General features: G+C 75.4%; 22 protein-coding genes. 12 read left to right on the top strand and 10 right to left on the bottom strand.

Annotated elements, in window-relative coordinates; translation table 11 throughout:
- Window positions 1–19: 19 nt before the first annotated feature.
- From ACH436_RS13495 to ACH436_RS13480, 4 genes are all read left to right on the top strand, one after another.
- Window positions 20–304 (top strand): DUF6412 domain-containing protein, encoded by a 285-nt coding sequence (locus tag ACH436_RS13495; RefSeq protein ID WP_430560706.1) that lies wholly within the window; start codon window positions 20–22, stop codon window positions 302–304.
- Between the two features lie 129 nt (window positions 305–433).
- Window positions 434–1,225 carry a YidC/Oxa1 family membrane protein insertase gene (locus ACH436_RS13490; protein ID WP_430560705.1) on the top strand — a complete coding sequence of 264 codons (792 nt, stop codon included), beginning with the start codon at window positions 434–436 and terminating at the stop codon, window positions 1,223–1,225.
- A 4-nt stretch (window positions 1,226–1,229) separates the two neighbouring features.
- Entirely contained in the window at window positions 1,230–1,910 is a 681-nt protein-coding gene (locus ACH436_RS13485; RefSeq protein ID WP_430560704.1) for a helix-turn-helix domain-containing protein, read from the top strand.
- Window positions 1,911–1,973: 63 nt separating this feature from the next.
- A complete protein-coding gene (locus ACH436_RS13480) occupies window positions 1,974–2,501 on the top strand; it encodes a VOC family protein (protein ID WP_430560703.1) in 528 nt (175 codons plus the stop codon).
- A 564-nt stretch (window positions 2,502–3,065) separates the two neighbouring features.
- Here ACH436_RS13480 and ACH436_RS13475 read toward each other — a convergent pair.
- Window positions 3,066–3,374, bottom strand: coding sequence for a hypothetical protein (locus ACH436_RS13475; RefSeq protein WP_430560702.1), 309 nt, complete (start codon window positions 3,372–3,374; stop codon window positions 3,066–3,068).
- A 51-nt stretch (window positions 3,375–3,425) separates the two neighbouring features.
- Window positions 3,426–3,854, bottom strand: coding sequence for a GNAT family N-acetyltransferase (locus tag ACH436_RS13470; RefSeq protein ID WP_430560701.1), 429 nt, complete (start codon window positions 3,852–3,854; stop codon window positions 3,426–3,428).
- Between the two features lie 110 nt (window positions 3,855–3,964).
- On the opposite strand from ACH436_RS13470, the gene ACH436_RS13465 reads away from it, so the two are divergent.
- Window positions 3,965–4,765, top strand: coding sequence for an SDR family oxidoreductase (locus ACH436_RS13465; RefSeq protein WP_430560700.1), 801 nt, complete (start codon window positions 3,965–3,967; stop codon window positions 4,763–4,765).
- A gap of 24 nt (window positions 4,766–4,789) precedes the next feature.
- Here ACH436_RS13465 and ACH436_RS13460 read toward each other — a convergent pair whose 3' ends face one another.
- Complete coding sequence (locus ACH436_RS13460; protein ID WP_430560699.1) at window positions 4,790–5,389, bottom strand: GNAT family N-acetyltransferase; 600 nt, start codon at window positions 5,387–5,389, stop codon at window positions 4,790–4,792.
- 60 nt (window positions 5,390–5,449) lie between these two features.
- Here ACH436_RS13460 and ACH436_RS13455 point away from each other — a divergent pair, with 60 nt between their 5' ends.
- Window positions 5,450–5,884: a nuclear transport factor 2 family protein gene (locus ACH436_RS13455; RefSeq protein ID WP_430560698.1), complete on the top strand. Its 435-nt coding sequence runs from the start codon at window positions 5,450–5,452 to the stop codon at window positions 5,882–5,884.
- On the opposite strand, the gene ACH436_RS13450 is transcribed toward ACH436_RS13455, so the two are convergent.
- Window positions 5,851–6,402: a GNAT family N-acetyltransferase gene (locus tag ACH436_RS13450; protein ID WP_430560697.1), complete on the bottom strand. Its 552-nt coding sequence runs from the start codon at window positions 6,400–6,402 to the stop codon at window positions 5,851–5,853. The two genes, ACH436_RS13455 and ACH436_RS13450, sit on opposite strands and share 34 nt — an antisense overlap.
- A gap of 93 nt (window positions 6,403–6,495) precedes the next feature.
- Here ACH436_RS13450 and ACH436_RS13445 point away from each other — a divergent pair, with 93 nt between their 5' ends.
- Window positions 6,496–7,644 (top strand): GNAT family N-acetyltransferase, encoded by a 1,149-nt coding sequence (locus tag ACH436_RS13445; protein WP_430560696.1) that lies wholly within the window; start codon window positions 6,496–6,498, stop codon window positions 7,642–7,644.
- Window positions 7,645–7,707: 63 nt separating this feature from the next.
- On the opposite strand, the gene ACH436_RS13440 is transcribed toward ACH436_RS13445, so the two are convergent.
- The 3 genes from ACH436_RS13440 to ACH436_RS13430 all read right to left on the bottom strand — a co-directional run bounded on the left by ACH436_RS13440 (window position 7,708) and on the right by ACH436_RS13430 (window position 10,331).
- On the bottom strand, window positions 7,708–8,370 hold the full coding sequence (locus ACH436_RS13440; protein WP_430560695.1) for an MBL fold metallo-hydrolase: 663 nt from the start codon (window positions 8,368–8,370) through the stop codon (window positions 7,708–7,710).
- Between the two features lie 19 nt (window positions 8,371–8,389).
- Window positions 8,390–9,217 carry an alpha/beta fold hydrolase gene (locus ACH436_RS13435; protein WP_430560694.1) on the bottom strand — a complete coding sequence of 276 codons (828 nt, stop codon included), beginning with the start codon at window positions 9,215–9,217 and terminating at the stop codon, window positions 8,390–8,392.
- A gap of 151 nt (window positions 9,218–9,368) precedes the next feature.
- Entirely contained in the window at window positions 9,369–10,331 is a 963-nt protein-coding gene (locus ACH436_RS13430) for an endonuclease/exonuclease/phosphatase family protein (RefSeq protein WP_430560693.1), read from the bottom strand.
- A 340-nt stretch (window positions 10,332–10,671) separates the two neighbouring features.
- On the opposite strand from ACH436_RS13430, the gene ACH436_RS13425 reads away from it, so the two are divergent.
- Together ACH436_RS13425 and ACH436_RS13420 are read left to right on the top strand one after the other, a co-directional pair.
- Window positions 10,672–11,061, top strand: a complete 390-nt coding sequence (locus ACH436_RS13425) for a DUF3817 domain-containing protein (protein ID WP_430560692.1) — start codon at window positions 10,672–10,674, stop codon at window positions 11,059–11,061.
- A gap of 137 nt (window positions 11,062–11,198) precedes the next feature.
- On the top strand, window positions 11,199–13,526 hold the full coding sequence (locus tag ACH436_RS13420; RefSeq protein ID WP_430560691.1) for a bifunctional metallophosphatase/5'-nucleotidase: 2,328 nt from the start codon (window positions 11,199–11,201) through the stop codon (window positions 13,524–13,526).
- 78 nt (window positions 13,527–13,604) lie between these two features.
- On the opposite strand, the gene ACH436_RS13415 is transcribed toward ACH436_RS13420, so the two are convergent.
- The 3 genes from ACH436_RS13415 to ACH436_RS13405 all read right to left on the bottom strand — a co-directional run bounded on the left by ACH436_RS13415 (window position 13,605) and on the right by ACH436_RS13405 (window position 17,202).
- Complete coding sequence (locus ACH436_RS13415; RefSeq protein WP_430560690.1) at window positions 13,605–15,659, bottom strand: hypothetical protein; 2,055 nt, start codon at window positions 15,657–15,659, stop codon at window positions 13,605–13,607.
- 144 nt (window positions 15,660–15,803) lie between these two features.
- Window positions 15,804–16,742, bottom strand: coding sequence for a hypothetical protein (locus tag ACH436_RS13410; protein WP_430560689.1), 939 nt, complete (start codon window positions 16,740–16,742; stop codon window positions 15,804–15,806).
- Window position 16,743: 1 nt separating this feature from the next.
- Window positions 16,744–17,202 (bottom strand): Lrp/AsnC family transcriptional regulator, encoded by a 459-nt coding sequence (locus ACH436_RS13405; RefSeq protein WP_430560688.1) that lies wholly within the window; start codon window positions 17,200–17,202, stop codon window positions 16,744–16,746.
- A 146-nt stretch (window positions 17,203–17,348) separates the two neighbouring features.
- Between ACH436_RS13405 and ddaH the strand changes: the two genes are divergently transcribed.
- The 3 genes from ddaH (at window position 17,349) to ACH436_RS13390 (ending at window position 20,953) form a co-directional block, all read left to right on the top strand.
- Window positions 17,349–18,263 (top strand): dimethylargininase, encoded by a 915-nt coding sequence (gene ddaH / locus ACH436_RS13400; RefSeq protein WP_430560687.1) that lies wholly within the window; start codon window positions 17,349–17,351, stop codon window positions 18,261–18,263.
- Window positions 18,263–19,465: an ornithine cyclodeaminase gene (locus ACH436_RS13395; RefSeq protein WP_430560686.1), complete on the top strand. Its 1,203-nt coding sequence runs from the start codon at window positions 18,263–18,265 to the stop codon at window positions 19,463–19,465. Before ddaH ends, ACH436_RS13395 begins: the two co-directional genes overlap by 1 nt.
- Before the next feature lie 225 nt (window positions 19,466–19,690).
- Window positions 19,691–20,953: a hypothetical protein gene (locus ACH436_RS13390; RefSeq protein WP_430560685.1), complete on the top strand. Its 1,263-nt coding sequence runs from the start codon at window positions 19,691–19,693 to the stop codon at window positions 20,951–20,953.
- Window positions 20,954–20,995: the final 42 nt, after the last annotated feature.

The raw sequence follows: 20,995 nt of genomic DNA, 5'->3' as shown, positions 1-20,995 counted from the left end.
GTCCACGAGGGGAGGCAGCATGGGTGACGCCCTGCTGGTGCTCGCGCGTGACGCGGCGTCGTCGCTCGCCGTCCTGCTCGGCACCCCGACGCTGACGACCCTGCTCCTCCTGGTCGGCGCCGCCGGCCTCGCCGCGATGGCGCTGAGCTTCGTGGCCCGCGCCACGGCGACCGCCCCGCGGCTGGTGCCCGTGACCGCACCCGTCGTGCGGCGCGCCGACGACGTCCCGCCGCTCGTCACCCAGAGCGATCCCCACGCGCCCGGCCGCCCCCGGCCCCGCGCTCCTGGCGTCCTCGCCGGCTGATCACCCCTCGGGCCCTGCCCTGACCGTCCGCGCCCCGGACGGCACGCCGTCGCGCGCTGCGCGGCGGACCCCGCACGCCCGCGGGGTGTTCGGCGAACGCGAACCCGACCGTTCGACCGAGGACACCCCATGGATCCCTTCGCCCTGCCCCCTGTCGCCGCCGTGCTCGGCGGCGCCTACCACGCCCTGATGAGCCTGACCCACCTGCTCGAACCGGCCCTCGGCGCCGGTGCCGCGGCGGCCGCCGTCGTCGCCGTGACGCTCGCCGTCCGCGCGGCCCTGATCCCCGTCGGGGTCTCCCAGGCCCGCGCCGAGCGCACCCGGGTGCGGCTCGCTCCCCGTCTCGCCGAGCTGCAGCGCCGGCACCGCAAGGACCCCGAGGCGCTGCAGCGCGCCACGATGCAGCTCTACGCCGACGAGGGCACCACGCCCCTGGCCGGCTGCCTGCCGATGCTGCTGCAGGCCCCGGTGGTCGGGGTCATCTACGCGGTGTTCGTGCACGCGCAGATCGCCGGCGGGGCCAACGCCCTGCTGGGCCACACGCTGCTCGGGGTGCCGCTCGGCACCAGCCTCGTCGGTGCGCTGTCCGCCGGCGTGCCCCCGGTCGCGACCGCGGCCGTCCTCGGCGCCCTCGTCCTCGCCGTCGCCCTCGTGGGCGAGCTGACGCGGCGCGCGGCCCTGCCCGGCGGACGTCTCGCCGTGCCCTCGGCGACCGCCGGCACGCCGGCCGGGGCACCGGGGGTGCAGCGCGCGCTCGGCGCGCTGCAGTTCGTCACCGCCGTCGTCGCCTGCTTCGTCCCGCTCGCCGCGGGGCTGTACCTCCTGGTGACGGTGGCGTGGACCCTGGTCCAGCGGATCCTGCTGCGGCGCTGCTTCCCGCTCGACCCCGCGGCCCCGGGCGGGGGACGGGCGATACCGTGACGTCATGTGGCTCGAACGGCCGGGTTCGACCTCTGCGGTGCGCACGGTGTGGCGCGCGACCGTGGAGGAGCGGGGGGAGTACCTCGTGGCGGGCTCGGAGTACTGGGGCATCTCCTTCATCCGCCGCGCCGACGGGAGCCTCGGCGGCGAGCTCGACGGGCCGAGCCTGAGCGCGCGCAGCACGACGAGCGTCGTGGGGGAGAGCTACTGGGGCGTGGAGCTGGCGCCGTTCGTGGTGGTCACGGGCCTCGACAAGCAGCCGGTGCTCGGGGCCACCGTCGACCTGCCGGTGCGCTCCGGGCAGGTCCGGCTCGGGGAGCGGTGGACGACGCTGCCGGCCTTCGACGAGCTCGAGGACTGGGTGGACGAGATGGTGCGTCTCGGCCCGCTGGGCGTGGACCACGGCGTGCGCGCGGCGCTCGACGGGCAGCGGGAGGGCGCGTCGCCGCGCACCTGGCAGCGCCGCTACCGGCGCACCGTCGGGCTGACGGCGGGGCAGGTGGAGCAGGTCAGGCGGGCCGAGCGGGCCTACGCCCTCCTGCAGGCCGGCGTCGCGCCGGCCGAGGCGGCGGCGCGTGCCGGGTTCGCCGACCAGGCGCACCTGACCCGCAGCCTGCGCCTCATCCGCGGGCGGACCCCGGCGGCGGTGCTCGCGGCCGCCGCCCGCCGGCGGCCCGCCGGGTGACGTTCTCGTTCAAGACCGGGCCCCGGCCGACGGGGTGTGATGGCGGGGACGAAAGGAGCCACCATGGCCGTCCCCCCAGGATTCTCGACGATCAACCCGTTCATCATCAGCCGCGACGTCGAGAACCTCATCCTCTTCCTCGTCGACGTGTTCGACGGCGTCGAGCACCCCGACGCGCGGACCGTCGACCACGACGGGCTGCTGCTGCACGCCGAGCTCCAGATCGGCGGCACCACCGTCATGTTCGGCGAGCGCAAGCCCGGCTGGCCGTTCACCCCGTCCCTGCTGCAGGTCTACGTCGACGACGTGGACACGGTGCTCCAGCGGGCGCGAGCCGGTGGCGCGGACGTCGTGACGGAGCCCACAGCGTTCTTCGGCGAGGTCTTCTCCCGCTTCGTCGACCCTTGGAACAACCTGTGGTGGGTCTACAGCACCCCGCAGGACGACGCCGCAGGTGAGTGGGAGGAGCCCGGCGACGGTACCGAGCACGACGCCGAGGACGACGCCGAGTGGGAGCCGACGCCGGAGCTGACCTACATCCGCGACACCCTGGTCGCGACCCTGCCCCGCCTGCAGGACCCGGTCGACTGAGCCGCGGTCACGACCGCGGGCCGCTGGTGGATGGAGACCACGCCGCCGTATCGGCCGCTGCCGCACGCCAGGCGTCGCGACCATCGTTGCGGGTGATTCCCGCGATACCGTCGATGACGGCCGCCCGATCCTCTCCGCAATCTCCCGACCCGACAGGCCGCCGCAATCCCGCGCGAGATCTCCTCCCGGTCCGCCGAGCTCAGATGACGCGACGACGACGTCGAGCCGCAGGGCGCACCCCACCAGTCCTGGCCAAGCAATGCCGGACCGAGTTCAGATTCGACCCGATGGACCTCGCGATCAGCACCCGGGGTGCGTCAGCGCTCCAGTCACGCGACAGCGCGGGTCGCCAGAATCACGACAACCTTCACCGCCGCGTCCGCGGGCGTGGCGGGGATGCAGCGCGCGCTCGACGCTGCGGTTCGTCACCGCTGTGGTCGCCTGCTTCGTCCCGCTCGCCGCGGGGCTGTACCTCCTGGTGACGGTGGCGTGGACGCTGGTCCAGCGGATCCTGCTGCGGCGCCGCTTCCCGCTCGACGGTGCGTGACCCGCAGGGTGCGCACCTCAGATGCCGGTGAAGCCGGCGACGTCGCCGAGGAGCTGGTACGCCAGGACCGCACCGACGACGAACGCGCCGATCTGTGCGAGCGGGTGCAGCCGGTCGTGCCGCTGCTCCCAGAGCACGCGGGCCGCGGCGGCCGTGAGCGCACCGAGCCCGACGGCCTGGAACGACTGCCCGACCTGCAGCAGGGCGGGGCTGCTCGTGGCGAGGCCGACGAACCAGGCGAGCGCGCCGAACAGCAGGGGCGTCGTCCCGGCGCGCACCAGGTTCGCCCGCGGCCGTTCGTGGGTGGTCTCGTGCTCGTCGGTCACCTGGGCACCGTACCCACCCGCACGCGCCGCGTCGACGGGCGTCCTGGCAGGTCACGGCCGGACGTAGACGCCGATCCGTGACGCGGGCCGGAACCCGTGCGCCTCGTAGAACGCGGCCGCAGCGCCGTCCCGCAAGGTCAGCAGGTACCAGTGCTCGACGTCGGGCAGGCGGTGCTCGAGGGCGGTCAGCAGACGGGACCCCCACCCCTCGCGCTGGTGCTCGGGCGCGACGCACATCTCCTGGAGGAGCAGGTGGTCCTCGGGGCCGACCCGCTCACGGTGCCCGAGGGCGAAGCCGACGACCGCACCGTCGTCCGCGATCGCGCACAGGCCTTCGGAGCGTGGGGTGGCGAGCAGGTCGCCGAGACGTTGCGCGGCGTCCGCCTCGGCCCATCCCTCGTTCCACGGAGGTGCGGAGAAGGTACGGACGAACAGCCGCGTGCACTCTCCGAGACGCTCGGCGGTGAGGTCGTCGATCACCCGCGGAACGTAGCAGCCCGACCCGGGCGGTGGTCACGTCCGCGGCCGCCAGATCGTCGGTGGTGCAGGACGCGCGGTGGCCGCGCGTCGACGACGGAGGAGGACGGCAGATGGAGTCGGGAGCACGCATCCTGGTCACCGGCGGGACGGGGCACCTCGGCAGGCTGGTGGTGCCGCGGTTGGTGCGGACGGGCGCGCAGGTGCGGGTGGTCAGCCGCAGCCCGCACGCGGAGGGCGACGGCGTGCGCTACGTCGTCGCGGACTGGACCACGGGCGAGGGCCTGGCGCAGGCGGTGGGGGACGCGGAGGTGGTCGTCCACCTCGCCGGCGACCAGCTGCACAACGAGCCGATGGCGAAGGCCCTGGTCCGGGCGGTCCGCGACGCGGGCACGGAGCCCCACCTGGTGAACATCTCGGTGGTGGGCGCGGAGAAGGTGCCGGCACGGTCCCGCTTCGACCGCCGCGTGCTCGGCTACATGGACAGCAAGCTGGCCCAGGAGCGGGTGCTGGAGGAGTCGGGGATCCCGTGGAGCAACCTGCGCGCCACGCAGTTCCACGAGCTGGTGCTCATCGCGGCACGGGGGCTCGCGAAGCTGCCGGTGGTGCCCACGCCGTCGGGGTGGCGGGCGCAGCCGATCGCGGCGGACGAGGTCGCGACGCGCCTGGTGGAGCTGGCGCTCGGCGACCCGCAGGGCCGGGTGCCCGACGTCGCCGGGCCGGAGGTGCTCACGTTCCGCACGATGGTGCGGGACTACCTCGACGCCGTCGGGTCGCGGCGCCCCACGATGCCGGTCCGCTTTCCGGGCGCGGCGTCGCGGGCCTATGCGGCGGGCGGCAACCTCGCTCCCGACCGCGCCGTCGGCAAGCAGACGTGGGCGGAGTTCCTCGCGGAGCACGTCGAGCGGCGCTGACCGCCGCCGGCGCCGGCGAACCCGTCAGAGGTCGACGCGCATCACCGCACGGCGCGACGTCGGGCGGCTCACCTCGCGGAAGCCGGCGGCCTCGAACACCGACGCCACACCGACGAACAGCGTGCCCGTGTCGTCGGTCGCGCCGGGCTCCACCACCATCGGGTAGCCCTCGACGGCGTGCGCCCCGCGGGAGCGGGCGTGCTCGACGGCCGCGGCGGTGAGCGCCGCGCTGACCCCGCGGCGGCGGTATCCGGCACGAGTGACGAAGCAGACCACGGCCCACACGCCGTCGTCGTCCTTGTCCTCGTCGCGGCCCGACCACGGCACGCGCGCCGTGCGCAGCCGGGCGTACGCGGTGCGGGGTTCGACGGCGCACCAGCCCGCGGGCTCGCCGTCCAGCCACGCGACCAGCCCGCTGGTGGTGGGCGAGCCGGGCTCGCCGCAGTGCGTGTCGCGGCGCAGCTCCGCGGCCCGCTCCTCGCGCGTCGTCTCCGGCCACCGCGAGCCGGGCGTCTGGTACCAGCGGCACTGGCAGCGGGCCCCCTCGCCGCGCGGGCCGAGCACGGTCTGCAGCTCGTCCCACGAGGCCTCGTTCGCCGGGCGGACCACGATGTCGGACGTCATCGCCCCATCGTGCCCCGCCCGGCCCTACCGAGCGCGGCCGGCCCGTTGTTGAATGCGGCCATGGGCGACCGCGAGGACTTCCTCGGCTGGTTCCGCACGACGTGGCAGCGGGCGGAGACGGCGCTGCACGACGGTGACGCCGGCCCCCGCGACCGGACCTGGTCCCGGCGCGCTCCGGTCACCCTCTTCGGCGCGTGGATGGAGGCGGACGGCCCCGACGAGGCGCGCGCCGTGTTCGCGCGGCTGGCGGAGGGGTTCTCGCACGCCCGGTCCGCCGCGGTCGAGCTGGTCGCCGCCGACGTGAGCGGCGACCTCGCCTACACGGTGCACCGGGAGGTCACGTCGACGTCGGTCGACGGCCGCCCGCGCGACTACGTGCTGCGCGTGACGCAGGTCTACCGCCGCGAGGACGACGGCTGGAAGGTGGTGCACCGGCACGCCGACGGCGGGCCGGACGACGGTCAGGCCGACCGGTCGCTCTTCAGCACCCCGTAGACGAGGGTGTCGGTCCACTCGCCCTTCGACCACCAGTCCTGCCGCAGGTGGCCCTCGCGCCGCATTCCGACGCGCTCGCACAGGCGGGCGGAGGCGTCGTTGCGGGCGTCGAGCTGCGCGACGACACGGTGCATGCGGTAGAAGTCGAACGCGAGGCCCAGGACGGCGCGCACGGCCTCGGTCGCGAAGCCCTGGCCGGTGTGGTCGGGGTGGAAGACCCAGCCGATCTCCCCGCGGGAGACGGTGTCGCCCGTCGTCCACAGGGCGACGTCGCCGACGACCTGGCCGTCGTGCTCGACGACGAGCGCGAGGGCGGAGCCCGGCTCGTCGATCCGGGTGCGCGCGAGCCGCTTCGCCAGCTGCGCCTCCGCGACGTCCGGCGTCCACGGCTCCTCGAGCAGGTAGCGGGACACCTCGGGGTCGGCGTAGTAGGACAGCAGGGGCTCGAGGTCCTCCGCGCGGTGCGCGCGCAGGACCAGCCGGCCCGTGGTCACCGGCAGCGGGGTCTCGGTCGTCACGGTCAGGCACCCTACGCGTCGCAGCGGGCGGACGGCGACGCGGGCCGCGAAAAGATCGTGACGCGGAGCCCGGCCGCGGCGCACCGTGAGGGCATGAGCACCCCCGCGCCCGCACCGACGTGGCGGCTGGTCGAACCGCCCCGGGCCGACCGTCTCGACGCGCCCGAGGCCTGGGCGTACCGCGGCATCGCGGCGCTGGAGCGTGCCGTCGGCCTGGCGGACCTCGGCCACGACGACTTCGCGCCCCGCGCCGTCGACCTCCTGGTCGGCGACCTGCACCAGGAGCACGCGCGGTGCCACCGGCTGGTCGCGGTCGCGCACGCCGACGACGCCGCGACGCCGCGCGTCGTCGGGCACGGTGTGCTCATCCTGCCCGTCTCGGACAACCGGCACCTGGCCGTCGTGCGGGTCGCCGTGCTGCCCACCCACCGGGGGCGGGGGATCGGCTCGGCGATCGCGGACCGCCTGCGGAGGGTGGCGCTCACGGAGGGCCGCTCGATGGTGTTCGCGGAGGTCGAGCTCGCGGACGAGCCGCCCGCGGGCGCCCCCGACGCGCTCGTGCCCCGCGAGGGCCCGGGCCACGTGTCCGCCGAGCTGCCCGGCATGCGGCTCGCCCGCCGGGCCGGGCTGGGGCTGGAGATCGTCGCGCGCCGGTCCGTGCTCGACGTTCCCCTGCCCGACGACGTCGTCGACGGGTTCGTGGCCGACGCGGCCGCCCGGGCCGGCGACGCGTACCGCCTGCACACCTGGCAGGACCCGGTGCCGCAGGAGTGGGTCGAGCAGCTCGCGGCCCTGGAGCGGCGACTGTCCGAGGACGAGCCGAACGGCGGTCTCGCGCTGGAGGCGGAGGTGTGGGACGGGACGCGGATCCGTCTCGAGGAGGCGAAGCGCGTCGAGCGCGGCCAGTCCGCCCTCGTCACCGCCGCGGAGCACGTCCCGAGCGGGACCCTCGCGGGCATGACGGTCCTGACCTGGGACGACGACAAGCCCGAGCTCACCGAGCAGGACAGCACCGTGGTGCTGCCCGAGCACCGCGGCCACCGGCTCGGGATGCTCCTCAAGGCGGTGAACCTGCGCGAGCACACGCGCCTGCGCCCCACCGCACGCCGCGTCTCCACGTGGAACAACGAGACCAACGCCCCGATGCTGGCGATCAACGTGGCGCTGGGCTTCCGGCCCGCCGGCGGGTCGGCGGAGCTCCAGGCGCCGCTCGCCGACGTCGTGCCGCTCCGCCGCTCGTGACTTCGAGCAGGCGATCTGTCGCGTCATCCGCGGGGATGGCGTGACAGATCGCCTGCTCGAAGGTCAGGGGAGCGGGACCTCGAGCGGTTCGCCCGGCGCGAGGCGACGGTACTCGGCGCCGCCGAGGCCTCCCGCGACACGGTCTACGAGCGCCAGCCCGGCGTCGCTGAGGATCGCGTCGTGGATCGGGACGGCGACGCGCGGAGCCACCTGGCGCACGTAGTCGACGGCCTCCGCGAGCTTGAGCCACGGCGCCGCGACGGGCAGCGCCAGCACCTCGACCCGCACGCCGTCGGGCGCGGGCGTGAAGGAGTCGCCCGGGTGCAGCACCGCGCCGTCGACGAGGAACGCGACGTTCGCGGGCGGGGTCATGTCCGGGTGGATGGTCGCGTGCACGTGGCCCAGGGCCTGCACGGCGAACCCGGCCGCGTCGAACGAGGCACCGCCGTCGACGGCGTGCAGGCGGTCCGCGGGCGCACCGGCCGCGGTGAGGAGCTCGACGACGGGCGCCGGGGCCCACAGCTCGGGTGCGCGGTCGGCGGACAGCGCGGCCGCCACGCGGGGGACGTCGACGTGGTCGGGGTGCTCGTGGGTGACGAGCACCGCGTCGGCGCCGTCGAGCACCCGCGGGTCGGTGAACGTGCCGGGGTCGATGACGAGGGTGCGGTCGTCGCGCTCCAGGCGGACGCCCGCGTGGCCCCAGGTGGTGAGGATGAGGGAGGACATGGCGTCCATCCTCGCCCCGTCACCCGGCAGCGCGCCCCGCGGTGTGCTCGACGAGCGCCGGGAGCAGCACGTCCCACGAGGACGGCGGCGCGACCTGGTGGCCGACGCCGTCGAGCACCAGCAGCCGTGCCCCGGGGATCTCCGCGGCCAGCGCGGCGCCGTGGCCGGGGAACAGGGGGTCCTCGCTCCCGTGCACGACGAGGGTCGGGACGGTGAGGTCGGCGAGCGTGCCCTCGAACGGCGCGCCGGGCTCCGCCGTGAAGTGGTTCGCGCCCGCGGTCGGGTCGATCGAGCGCTCCACGGCGCGGGCCGCGACCGCGCGGGTGCGCGCCTCGTCGAAGTCGCCGCGGCCGGTGTACGAGCGGTCCCCGGCGACGACCGCCTCGACCAGCGCGGCCGTGTCGCCGGGGTCGGGGGAGGCGCCGTCCCCGGAGCCGCCCAGCGCCGGGTCGGGCGGCGGGAGGGGGGTGTCGCCGGGCGCCGAGAACGCGCGCGTCGTCGACATCAGCGTGGCCGAGGCGACGCGGTCGGGGTGCTCGAGCGCGAGCTCCTGCACGATGGCGCCGCCCATCGACAGGCCCACGAGGTGCGCCCGGCCGGCGCCCACGGCGTCGAGCACCCGCAGCGCGTCCTCCGTGAGGTCCCGGCCGGTGTAGTCCGGGGCCCCGGGCGGGCACGTGGTGGAGCGGCCGGTGTCGCGGTGGTCGTACCGGACGACATGCCGGCCTCGGTCGGCGAGCGCGGCGACGAGGTCGGCGGGCCACCAGTCCATCGACGACGTGACGCCGCCGACGAGCAGGATCGTCGGGTCGGCCGGGTCGCCGACGGACTGGTAGCAGAGCCTCACGCCGCCGTCCTCGGCGAACCGCTCCGGGCCGAGGGCGTCGCCGTCGGCAGGACCGACGTGAGAGGTCGGGGAGGTCCTGGAACTCGCGGTCGGCATCTCGGGCATGGAGGGCTGACGGCCCCGCGGGCCCGGACTCATCGGAGGAGGACGGTCACCCCAAGCGCAGCAGCGCCTGCACGGGCGTGTGGTCGCTGGGGTAACGGCCGTCCTTCGTCCAGGTGTTGACCGTCGCGGCGAGCACCTCGGTGCCCGGAGTGGCCAGCACCCAGTCGATGCGGGGGCCGCCGGGGACGGGGGCGCCGTAGTTCGGGAACGTGCCGACGGCGGGGGTGAGCTGCCGGTCGGCCGCCTCCCAGGTGTCGAGCATGCCGCCGTCGCCGACGAGCACGTCGTAGGGGGCGGACGCACCCGCGGGAGCGTTGCAGTCGGCGGTGAAGACGACGGCGAGCCCGAAGCCGGCCACGAGGTCGCGCACCACCTCGGCGCTGCGCACGCGGGCGTGCTCCGACTGGTGGTCGAAGTGGGAGTTCACGTGCACGAACTCGGTGCCGGTGCGCTCGTCGCGGAAGCGGGCCCAGGTGACGATGCGCGTCACCGAGTTGCCCCACGTGGCGGAGCCGATGACGTCCGGGGTGTCGGACAGCCAGAACTGGTCCCACCACAGCAGCGTGAGGCGGCGTGCGTCGTAGAAGACGGCCGAGTACTCGCCGTCCGCCCCGCCGGAGCGCCCGTAGCCCACGGTGCGGTAGTGCTTGCCGAGGCCGTCCTCGACGGCGACGAGCTGCTGGAACTCCGCCTCCTGGACCCCGAGGATCGTGGGCTGCTCGAGGGCGAGGAACGCGGTGACCAGCGGCGCGCGGTCGGGCCAGTGGTCGGGCTGCCCGGGCTGGGTCGCGTCCTCGCGGTCCAGGCGGATGTTGAAGCTCATCGCGTGCAGGGTGGAGCCCTTGGCCGGGCCGATCAGTGCGCCCTTGCCGGGGCGGGCCGACGGCGTCGCGGCGGCGGCCGGCGTGGCGAGGGCGCCCGCCACGCCCAGGGCGCCCAACGCGCCGGCGGCGGTCAGGGCGCCGCGGCGGGTGATGCCGGCGGGAGCGTCGGAGCTGCGGTGGTCCATGTCGTCCTCCAGGAGACGCTGGTGAGGGTCAGCCGGTTGCCCCGCCATCCCATCGGGAGCACGTGACCGCCCGGCGGACGACAGGTGGCCGGCGGACGACGAAGCCGTGACCAGGGCCTCGACCGGGCCGGGCGGCGAGGTGCGATCCGTCAGGGCGGCACTTTCGGCTCAGCGCGGCAGTTCGAACTGCCGTCCCGAGCCCGAACTGCCGTTCCGAGCATGAACTGCCGCCCTGACCGTGGTGGCGGTCTGTCATCTCCTCGCGACGGCAGGCGACCGTTGTCGTGCAGACTGACCGCACCGCCCGCCCCTGCACCACCCGAACCGCGAGAGGTCCGACATGCCTGCCACCCCCGCGCCCACCCGCCAGCCCCTGTCCCCGGCGGGCCGCGTCTTCGCCGTCGTCGCCGTGATCGAGGCGTTCACCTGGGCGGGCCTGCTGGTCGGCATGTTCCTCAAGTACGTCACGGAGACGACGGAGGCGGGCGTCTGGCTGTTCGGCCGGCTCCACGGCGCGGCGTTCGTGGCGTACCTGGTGGTCGCGCTGGTCGCCGCGGTGAAGCTCCGCTGGGGCTGGTTCCGCGCGCTGGTGGCGTTCGCGGCCGCCGTCCCGCCCCTGACGACGCTGCTCGTCGAGTGGTGGCTGCGCCGCACGGGCCACCTCAGCGACCCGGCGGCGCGGGAGGCCGCGGCCACGGCCCCGGAGCCCGAGCCCGTCTCGGCGAGGTAGTTCCGGACCCGGCGAGGTAGTTCGAGTCCTGCTCCGCCACGCTCTCGTTCTTCCGCGGTTCTCGCGGCCGTCATGCCGGTGTCGCACGGCCCCGCTACGGTGACGCCCACCACAGTCCCTGTCACCGGGAGCATCCCATGTCCTCTGCTCGGCCCACCCTCCGCCGGCGGACCGCCGGCCTCGCGGTCGTCACCCTCGCCCTCACGGGGGTCACGACCGCCGGCGCCGTGTCTGCCAGCGCCGACCCGATCGTCGACGTCCAGATCCTCGCCACCAACGACTTCCACGGCCGCATCCAGGCGAACGGCGCCGAGGCCGGCGCCGCCGTGCTGGCCGGCGCGGTGCAGCAGCTGCGCGCCGAGAACCCGAACACCGTCTTCGCCGCCGCGGGCGACCTGATCGGCGCCTCGACGTTCGAGTCGTTCATCCAGAACGACAAGCCCACCATCGACGCCCTCAACGCCGCGGGCCTCGACGTGTCGGCCGTCGGCAACCACGAGCTCGACCACGGTCACGACGACCTGCTGAACCGCGTCATGGCGCCCTACGACGCCGAGACCAACCCGTACGGCGGCGCGCAGTGGCAGTACGTGGCGGCGAACCTCAAGGTCCGGGCGACCGGCGACGACGCCGTGCCCGCCACGTGGATCAAGGACTTCGGCGACGTGCAGGTCGGCTTCGTCGGCGCCGTCACCGAGGAGCTGCCGGCGCTCGTCAGCCCGGCGGGAATCGCCGACCTCGAGGTGCAGAGCATCGTCGACACGACGAACGAGGAGGCCGACGCGCTCAAGGCCGAGGGCGCCGACGTCGTCGTCCTGCTGGTGCACGAGGGCGCGGAGTCCACGGACTGCGCCGCGATGCCGACGGCGGACAACGCGTTCGCCGAGATCGTCAACGCCGTCAGCCCCGAGGTCGACGCCATCGTCTCGGGGCACACGCACCTGGCCTACGACTGCGCGTTCCCCGTGGACGAGTGGGCCGGCGAGGCCGTGACGGAGCGCCCGGTCGTCTCCGCCGGCCAGTACGGCTACAACCTCAACCAGCTCGTCTACTCGGTGGACGCCGCGACCGGCGAGGTCGCGGGCGTCGAGACCGCCGTCCTGCCGCTGGCGGGCAACTACCCGGCGGACCCGGCCGTCACGTCGATCGTGTCCGACGCCGTCGCCGAGGCCGACGTGCTCGGCGCGGAGCCGCTGGGCCAGATCGGCGGGGCCGTCAACCGTGCCAAGCTCGCGTCCGGCGCGGAGAACCGGGGCGGCGAGTCCACCCTCGGCAACCTCGTCGCCGAGGTGCAGCGCTGGGCCACCGAGGCCCCGGAGTCCGGGGCGGCGCAGATCGCGTTCATGAACCCGGGCGGCCTGCGCGCCGACATGGTGGGCTCCGGCACGGGAGACTTCCCGCGCACGCTCACGTACAAGCAGGCGGCGGCGGTGCAGCCCTTCGCCAACACGCTCGTCAACATGAGCCTCACGGGCGCGCAGATCAAGACGGTCCTGGAGCAGCAGTGGCAGCGCGACGCCGCGGGCAACGTGCCGTCGCGGCCGTTCCTGCGGCTCGGCGTCTCCGAGGGCTTCACGTACACCTTCGACGCGAACCGGCCCGAGGGAGACCGCATCACCGGCATGTGGCTGGACGGTGAGGCGATCGACACGGCCGCCGCGTACTCCGTGACGGTGAACTCGTTCCTCGCGTCGGGCGGCGACAACTTCCGCGCCTTCGCGGACGGCGCGAACGCCCGCGACACCGGCAAGGCCGACCTCGCCGCGTTCGTCGACTACATGGCGACCTTCGCCGCGGACGAGCCCCTCGCCGTCGACCCGAGCCAGCGCGCCGTCGGCGTCTCGTTCCCGGCCGACGCCCCCGAGGAGTACGAGCCGGGCGCGACCGTAGCGTTCGACGTCTCGTCGTGGTCGATGTCCGCCCCCGGCGACGTCACCGACCCGGAGCTCACCGTGTCCCTCGGTGACGAGGTGCTCGGTACGGCCGCCGTCACCACGACCGCGGGCACCACGCCGGACGACACGATCGGCACCGCGTCGGTCGCCGTCGAGCTCCCGGACGACGCCGCCGCCGGCGCCGCGGTGCTCACGCTGTCGGGTGCCGCGACCGGCACCGAGGTGACCGTGCCGATCCAGGTGGCCGAGCCCGCCAAGGCCACGCCCACCCTCACGGTCGACGCCCCGAAGACCGCCGTCGCCTGGTTCCAGCCGGTGCGCCTCGCGGTGTCCGTCGAGACCCCGGACGGCACGCCCACCGGGAAGGTCACCGCGACGGTCGACGGCAAGAAGGTCGACGCCGCCACGCTGAACAAGAAGGGCGACGCCCGCCTGTGGGCGGGGCCGTTCCAGCCCGGCACCGTCAAGGTGGAGGTCCGCTACTCCGGCGACGACGCCACCGAGGCCGCGACCACGACCACCACCATCCGCGTGAAGAGCCTCTGGGAGGTCATCTTCGGCACGTGGTGAGCGGACCGCCCTGACGTCGACGGCCCGGCCGACGCTCCCCTGAGCGCCGGCCGGGCCGTCGGTGTTCTCGGCCTGGTGTCAGGCGCGGCGCCGCACGTGGAGCGCGAGCGCGGCGACCGCCGCCAGCAGCCCGAGCGCGACCAGGATCCCGGCGCCGAGCGCCCAGTCTCCGGCCGAGCTGTTCGTGACCTCGGACTTCATCGTGCCGGTGCCGTCGGCGAGCTCCGTGGTGCCCGCCGCGAGCGTCGTGGCACCGTCCGCGAGGTCCGTGCTGCCCTCCGAGAGCTGCGTGGCCCCCGTGAGCAGCCGCCCTGCCCCGTCGGCCAGGTCGCCAGAACCCGTGGCGAGCTCGGCCGCCCCCGCGTCCAGGCGCACGCTGCCCTTGCTGAGCCGCTCGGCACCCGCTGCGGCGTCGGTGGCGCCCGTCTTGAGCTCGTCCAGGCCGTCCTCCAGTCGGCTCGCGCCCACCTCCGTGTCGTCGAGTCCTGCCGCCAGGCGCCGCGCGCCCGCTTCCGCGTCGCCCAGCTTGGTGGAGAGCCGGGCGTTGCCGGCGGCGACGGTGTCGGCCCCTGCCGAGAGCGCGGGCGTCTTGACCGAGAGCTCGGCGGCGCCGGTCGCCACGCGGCCCGTCCCGGACGCGACGAGCTGAGCGCCATCGTTCAGCGTGACGCTCTTGACGACGAGATCGCCGAGCCCCGCGTCGAGGGTGTCGGAGCCGGCCGAGAGGTCGTCGGCGCCGGCCGCGGCCTTCGTCGCGCCGACCTGGAGCCTTGTGCCTCCATCGAGCACGGCGGAGACGCCGCCGCTGACCCGAGCGGTGCCGGCGGCGAGGCTATCGGCGCCGGACTTGAGCTTTTCGGTGCCGGCGGCGAGCTCCTGCGTGCCGACGAGCAGACCCTTCTTCTCGTCGTTCAGGCCCGCGGAGAGACCCTGGGCGCCGTCCTCGACCTTCGCGGCACCTCCGGCGAGCGTGCTGAGCGACCCTGCGAGCGCGGCGACGTTCGCCTGGCCGGTGCGGACGCCGCCCGCGACCTGACCGGCTCCGCCCGCGACCGCCTCGGCCTTGGCGGCGAGCGCCTCCAGGTTCGCCTTGGTCGCCTCGTCCTCCGTGCCCTCAGCCAGCTTGCTCAGCTCTGCTGCCAGGCCGGCTGCTCCAGCGGCGGTCTTGTCCGCCCCTGCGACGACCGGCTTCAGCCCCTCGGCGAGCTGTGTGCTGCTGTCAGCCGCCAGCCGGGCTCCGTGTGCGGCGGTCGCGGCGCCTGCCGCGAGCTCGGACGCTCCGCCCGCGGCCTTCGTCGCGCCGGCGACGACCTTGTCCGCACCCAGGTCGACGCCCGTGGCGCCCGCGAGAACATCCTGGGCCCCAGCGGCCGACTTGGTGGCGCCGTCCGCGAGCGCGCCACCCTTGCTCACGAGCGAGTCGATTCCCCGCGAGAGGTCATGGACGCCGCTGGAGAGCTCCTCCGCACCGGCAGTGAGCCCTTCGGAGCCCACGGCGAGCTTGTCGCTGCCCGCCACCAACGCCTCGGTACCCCCGGCGACGGCCCGAGCGCCGTCGGCGGCCTCGCCGGAGCCCGCTGCCAGCCGGCTCGCGCCCGCATCGGCTCGCGCGGCGCCGTCTGCGAGCGCGCCTGCGCCCGCGGCGAGGGTGGTGCTGCCGTCGTAGAGCTGGGACGTGCCGTCGGCGAGGTCGGCACTGCCGGCGCGGAGTCGCACCGTGCCGTCGTGCAGCTCGACGATGCCGTCGGCGGCACGGGTGGCGCCGGGGCTCAGCCGGTCGTTGAGGCCCTCGGACAGCTCGGCCGCTCCGCTGGCGAGCTCTGCGGTGCCGTCCGTGAGGTCACCGGCCCCGTCGACGAGGCGGGTTGTGCCGTCGACGAGCTCGCCGGCGCCGTCGGACAGCTCGCCGGCTCCGTCGGCGAGCTGTGTGCTGCCCTCGGACACGCGGGCCGCGCCGTCGTCGACCTGGACGGCTCCGGCGTCGAGGCGTGTCGCGCCGTCGGCGACCTGGCCGTTGAGCAGGAGGAGCACCACCAGCGCGGCGAGGGCCGCGAGCGCGAGGGCCGCGATGGCGACGGTGGTGGACGCGACGGGCCCGCGGGCGCCGCGGGACAAGGGGTTTCTCGGGTTCATCGGAGCCTCACTCCGCGTCGTCGGTGACGCAGGAAGTCGGCACGGCGCAGGGCCGTGGACCGTCGCCATCGACGGGTCAGGAGGAGACTACTGATGTTGCCTCAATAAGAGGAGCGGCGGACGGAAATTCACCCGCTCGGTCGCCTAGCCCCAGCCGCAGGCGTCGTGCACGAGGTCGTAGACGGCGGCGCGCTGCTGGTCGGTCATCGGCACGTAGACCTCGGGCTGGCGTGCGCCGTCGACCTCGGCGTGCACGGGCAGGAAGGTGCCGCGCTTGTCCTCGGCCACGACGTGCGGGTCGCAGCGTGCGGGCACGACGTCGAGCACGACCTGGCCGTCCGCCTGGCCCGCGAGGTCGTCACCCGTCCAGGCGTGGCCCGCGGCGGGGGAGAGCAGCGTGGTGCCGGAGATCTCCACGAGCCGCACGTCGGGGCCGCCGGCCACCGGGTCGACGGCGAGCGTGATCCGGCCGCCCGGCGCGTCGCCGCCGGGCGCGGGCACCTGCGCGCCGCGCACGTCGGTGACGCGCAGCGTGACCCCGGAGGCGACGAGCCGCTCCGCGCACGCCTCCCGGTGCACGGCGGCGAGGCGTGCCAGCGGGTCGGTGACCTGCACCTCGACGGCGGTCCCGCCGTCCCCGCCGTCCGCACCGGTGGTGCTCGACGGCGCCGCTCCCGCCGCGAGGAGCACGGTCGCGGTCGCGACGGGCGTCGTCTGCGCGTCCGCTCCGGCCAGGGCCGCGGGCGGTGCGGCGTCGCAGTCGACCTCGCCGAGCCGCAGCCGCACGTCGCGGCCGGCGCCGGGTGCGAGGGTGCGGGCCCGCACCGGGCCGTCGGGGCTGCTCGGGCCGTAGCCCGGCGCGTCGAGGGCGCCGCCGAGCAGCGTCACGGTCTCGTCGGAACCGTTGACGACGTGCAGCTTGGCGCGGTGGTCGGCGTACTGGGTGCGGTCCTGCCGCAGCTCGGCGGTCAGCCCCTGCGCGACACCGCTGGGCAGCGGCTCGGCGTCGTCGCCCGCGGTGGTGCAGCCGACCAACCCCGCCGCGGCGAGGGCGACGACGACGGCGGCGCGGCCGGCGCGCACCTCACGCCCCCTCCGCCGACGACGAGCGGGCGGGCCGGTCGATGACGCGCGTCATGACCAGCGACGTGCGCGTCTTGTCCACGCGGGCGCTGGCGCGGATGGCCTCCACGGTGCGCTCCACGTCGGCCATGTTGCCGGCCATGATCTGCACCATCGCGTCCGCCTCCCCGGTGACGGTGTCGACCCGCACGATCTCGGGGATGGTCGCCAGGTCGCGGCGCAGGGTGCCGGGGGAGACGTTGCCGCGGCAGAACAGCTCCACGTACGCCTCGACGCCCCAGCCCAGCTCCTCGGGCGCCACCCGCACCGTGAACCCGGTGATCTCGCCACGCGCCAGCATGACGTCCACCCGCCGCTTCACCGCCGGCGCGGACAGCCCGACGTCGGCGCCGATGTCGGCGTAGGTCGCGCGCCCGTCGCGCAGCAGGTGGCCGACGATCTTCCGGTTCACCGCGTCCATGTGGTCACCGTGCCGCCCGTTGCCGTCCCCATCCCGTCAGGATGCCCGACTTCTTCCACCGTCGCGCACGATTCGCGGGGTAGGGCCGTCGAACGCGCAACGGATCGCGCGTCGGGCGCAACGTCCCCGGCCCTAGCGTCCCGATCATGACGGCCCTCACCACGCCGACGACGACGTCGGCCACGGTTCCCCAGCCCGCGACGAGCGAGCGCACCCCTGAGCGGACGAGCACCCCGCGCCGCTTCCTCATGTGCCCGCCCACCTACTTCGACGTGGTCTACGAGATCAACCCGTGGATGGACCTCGGCGTCCCGGTCGACGCCGGCCGTGCCCTGGCGCAGTGGGAGCACCTGCGCGCCACCTACGAGGCACACGGCCACCACGTCGAGGTGATCGACCCGGTGCCGGGACTGCCCGACATGGTCTACGCCGCCAACGGCGGGGTCATGCTCGGCGGGCGAGCCCTGGCCGCGCGGTTCACCTACCCCGAGCGCCGGCCGGAGGGCGTCGCCTACGAGTCCTGGTTCGCCCGCGCGGGCGACGGCGTCACGAGCCTCGGCCAGGCGACGGAGCAGAACGAGGGCGAGGGCGACCTGTTGCTCGCCGGCGACGTCATGCTGGCCGGCACCGGGTTCCGCACCTCCCGTGGCGCGCACGCCGAGGTCGCCGCGCTGCTCGGGATCGAGGTCGTGACCCTCGAGCTCGTGGACCCGCGCTACTACCACCTCGATACGGCGCTCGCGGTGCTCGACGGCGGCCCGTCGCCGCTGGTCGCCTACCTGCCGGAGGCGTTCAGCCCCGCCTCGCAGGCGGTGCTCGCCGAGCGCTACCCGGACGCCGTCCTCGCCACGCCCGAGGACGCCGCCGTGCTCGGGCTCAACGCCGTCTCCGACGGGCGGCACGTGTTCCTCACCGACCGCGCCACCGGGATGCACGCCCGGCTGCGCGAGCGCGGGTTCGAGCCGGTCGGTGTCGACCTGTCCGAGCTGCTCAAGGGCGGCGGCTCGGTGAAGTGCTGCACGCTCGAGCTGCGCCCGGCGCTCACGACGGAGGCGATCTGATGACCACGTCCACCAGCAGGGTCCCGTTCCTCGACGTCGCGTCCATGGCGCGCTGGGTGGCGCACCGCGGCCCGGAGGCCGTCATCGGCCACCTCGTGGACGCCCTCGAGATCGACTTCGCCCGCTGGCCAGACCTCGACAAGCGGCCGCGGATCGCGTCGCACTCGCGCGACGGCGTCATCGAGCTCATGCCGACGTCCGACGACACCACCTACGGCTTCAAGTTCGTCAACGGCCACCCCCGCAACCCGGCGCGCGGCTTCCAGACCGTCACCGCGTTCGGCGTCCTCGCGGACGTGCGCAACGGCTACCCCACGTTCCTCGCCGAGATGACGCTGCTCACGGCGCTGCGGACGGCGTCGACGTCGGCCCTCGCCGCCCGGTACCTGGCGCGCACCGGGTCGCGCACCCTCGCCCTGATCGGCGCCGGGTCGCAGTCCGAGTTCCAGGCGCTGGGGATGCGGGCCGCGCTCGGCATCACGCACCTGCGCGTCTGGGACACCGACCCGGGCGCGCAGGCGAAGCTCGCCCGGCACGCGCGCGCCCTCGGCTTCGAGGTGCACGAGGCGACCAGCGGGGAGGACGCCGTCACGGGCGCCGACGTCATCACGACCTGCACGGCGGACAAGGCGAACGCGACCGTGCTCACCCACGACATGGTGGTCCGCCTCGCCGCCCCGGGCGTGCACGTCAACGCCATCGGCGGTGACTGCCCCGGCAAGACCGAGCTCGACCCCGCGATCCTGCGCGACGCCGAGGTCTTCGTCGAGTACGAGCCGCAGACGCGCATCGAGGGCGAGATCCAGCAGACGCCGGACCTCGTCGTCACCGAGCTGTGGGAGGTCGTGGCCGGACGTCGCGACGGGCGCCGCGGCGCACCCGCCACCGCGGGACCGGGGGAGGCGTTCACCCGGCACGCCGGCGACCGGCACACCCCGGACGACACCACCCTCACCGTCTTCGACTCCGTCGGGTTCGCCGTCGAGGACTGGACGGCGCTGCGGTTCGTGCGCGACGACGTCCCCGCGGGGCTCCTGCAGCACCTGGACCTCGTCGCCGAGCCGGAGGACCCGAAGGACCTGTACTCCCTGGTGCTCGCGGCCGAGGAGGACGACCGGGCCGACGCGCGCCGTGCGCTGGACCGGCTCATGGGGCTCGCCGGGCGCGGCCACGTCGAGGCCTTCGCGACCGCGCGGTCCTGACCCTGCGTCCCCGCCCGTGGCCACCCGCTCCCGGGCGCGGCCACGGGCGGTGGCGTCACTGCGCCTCCCGAGCGAGCCCGTCCCGGCGGCGCGGACGCCGCCCGCCGGTCCGCCCCCTGAGACCCGGCTGGACAGGGACTTGCCGAGACCAGGGTGCGCGCTGCCATCATGAGCCCCGCGAGCGCGCCGTCGGGGTGCCGCTCGAGACCCAGGGACGGGGGCACCGTGACCGAGACCGGCGGTGACGACGCGCCGGTGCGCGCGGGGTACGTCGACGACGCGATCCGCCGGATGCGGGTGGCCGCAGCGGCGGCGGGGCGCGGGGGAGCGCCCGGGGCGGCCGGGACCGCGGACCCCGAGGCGCTGCGCACCGCCCTCGTGGCGCTCGCCCCGGACGACCAGCGGCTCCTGTGGGCCACGCACGTGCAGCGTGCGGAGCCGTCCGCCGTCGCGGCCGCGCTCGGCATGCACCCCCGTGCGGCGGCCCGGCTCGTGCCGCAGGCGGAGCAGGCGCTCGCGGCGGCGCTCGCGGACGTGCACGCCGAGGGCTGCCCGCCCGGCTGCGGTGCCACGCGGCGGGTGCTCCACGACCTGGTCCAGGACCTCGTTCAGGGTCGCGTCCCCGCCGGGCAGGAGCCGGAGGCCGAGGACCATCTGCTCGCCTGCGCCGCCTGCCTGCGCGCGTTCGTGGACGTGCGCGAGCCCGCCTGGGCGCTGCGGGACGCCGGCCCGCGGCTGCTCGCCGGGGGATGGCGGCCGCCCGCCGTCGTGGCTGCCGCGGCGTCCGGCGGGCTGACCGGACCGGCGCCCACGGCGGCGTCCGGCACATCGTCCGGCACAGCGGCCGGGACCACGCCCGGGACCGCGCCCGGCGGGGTGCCGCGGCCCGCCCGTCGGCAGAGCTGGCTGATCGTCGCGGGCACGGTTGCGTGCGTCGCCGTCGCGTCCGTGGCGATCGCGCTCGGCAGCGGGGACGCGGCGCCCGCGGCCCCCGACCCCGGCTCGTCGCCGGGGGCCACCAGCGTGGGGACCGTGCCCGGTGGCGCGACGTCGCCCGTGGCGACCCCGTCGTCGGCGTCGGGCACGGACGGCGGCCCGGGTGCGGCGCCGACGGCGTCCGCCGACGCCTCGGCGGCACCGTCGGACGAGCCGTCGCCGACCGCGTCCTCGGACGACGACGGCGCGACGTCCGACCCGTCGACCTCGCCGACCTCGTCGTCCGCCGGCGACGACGAGCCGACCTCGTCGTCGAGCTCCCCGTCCTCCGGGACGTCCACGTCCAAACCCTCGGCGGACGACCCGGACACGTCGACAGATGACCCGGACACGTTGCCGGGCGAGCCCTCCGACCCGGGGTCCACGAAGCCCTCGGAGGAGCCGTCCACGACCCCGACGGCCACGCCGACGACCACGCCGACCGCGACGCCGTCACCGACGAGCACCCCCGACCCGGAGCCCACGGCCGACCCGGAGCCGACCACGGAGTAGTCCGGGGGCTCCGGCCCGCGCGGCGGCCGGGACCACGGGATT

Source organism: Isoptericola sp. NPDC019693, from assembly GCF_044389085.1.
Lineage (GTDB): Bacteria > Actinomycetota > Actinomycetes > Actinomycetales > Cellulomonadaceae > Isoptericola.
Note: the sequence above shows the minus strand (reverse complement) of the source record. Positions and strands in the feature narration are given on the sequence as shown.

Excerpts from the sequence above, each read along its gene's own strand:
- ACH436_RS13495 (WP_430560706.1), top strand. The coding sequence starts at position 20 with ATGGGTGACGCCCTGCTGGTGCTCGCGCGTGACGCGGCGTCGTCGCTC.
- ACH436_RS13490 (WP_430560705.1), top strand. The coding sequence starts at position 434 with ATGGATCCCTTCGCCCTGCCCCCTGTCGCCGCCGTGCTCGGCGGCGCC.
- ACH436_RS13485 (WP_430560704.1), top strand. The coding sequence starts at position 1,230 with ATGTGGCTCGAACGGCCGGGTTCGACCTCTGCGGTGCGCACGGTGTGG.
- ACH436_RS13480 (WP_430560703.1), top strand. The coding sequence starts at position 1,974 with ATGGCCGTCCCCCCAGGATTCTCGACGATCAACCCGTTCATCATCAGC.
- ACH436_RS13465 (WP_430560700.1), top strand. The coding sequence starts at position 3,965 with ATGGAGTCGGGAGCACGCATCCTGGTCACCGGCGGGACGGGGCACCTC.
- ACH436_RS13460 (WP_430560699.1), bottom strand. The coding sequence starts at position 5,389 with ATGACGTCCGACATCGTGGTCCGCCCGGCGAACGAGGCCTCGTGGGAC.
- ACH436_RS13455 (WP_430560698.1), top strand. The coding sequence starts at position 5,450 with ATGGGCGACCGCGAGGACTTCCTCGGCTGGTTCCGCACGACGTGGCAG.
- ACH436_RS13445 (WP_430560696.1), top strand. The coding sequence starts at position 6,496 with ATGAGCACCCCCGCGCCCGCACCGACGTGGCGGCTGGTCGAACCGCCC.
- ACH436_RS13440 (WP_430560695.1), bottom strand. The coding sequence starts at position 8,370 with ATGTCCTCCCTCATCCTCACCACCTGGGGCCACGCGGGCGTCCGCCTG.
- ACH436_RS13430 (WP_430560693.1), bottom strand. The coding sequence starts at position 10,331 with ATGGACCACCGCAGCTCCGACGCTCCCGCCGGCATCACCCGCCGCGGC.
- ACH436_RS13425 (WP_430560692.1), top strand. The coding sequence starts at position 10,672 with ATGCCTGCCACCCCCGCGCCCACCCGCCAGCCCCTGTCCCCGGCGGGC.
- ACH436_RS13420 (WP_430560691.1), top strand. The coding sequence starts at position 11,199 with ATGTCCTCTGCTCGGCCCACCCTCCGCCGGCGGACCGCCGGCCTCGCG.
- ACH436_RS13415 (WP_430560690.1), bottom strand. The coding sequence starts at position 15,659 with ATGAACCCGAGAAACCCCTTGTCCCGCGGCGCCCGCGGGCCCGTCGCG.
- ACH436_RS13405 (WP_430560688.1), bottom strand. The coding sequence starts at position 17,202 with ATGGACGCGGTGAACCGGAAGATCGTCGGCCACCTGCTGCGCGACGGG.
- ddaH (WP_430560687.1), top strand. The coding sequence starts at position 17,349 with ATGACGGCCCTCACCACGCCGACGACGACGTCGGCCACGGTTCCCCAG.
- ACH436_RS13395 (WP_430560686.1), top strand. The coding sequence starts at position 18,263 with ATGACCACGTCCACCAGCAGGGTCCCGTTCCTCGACGTCGCGTCCATG.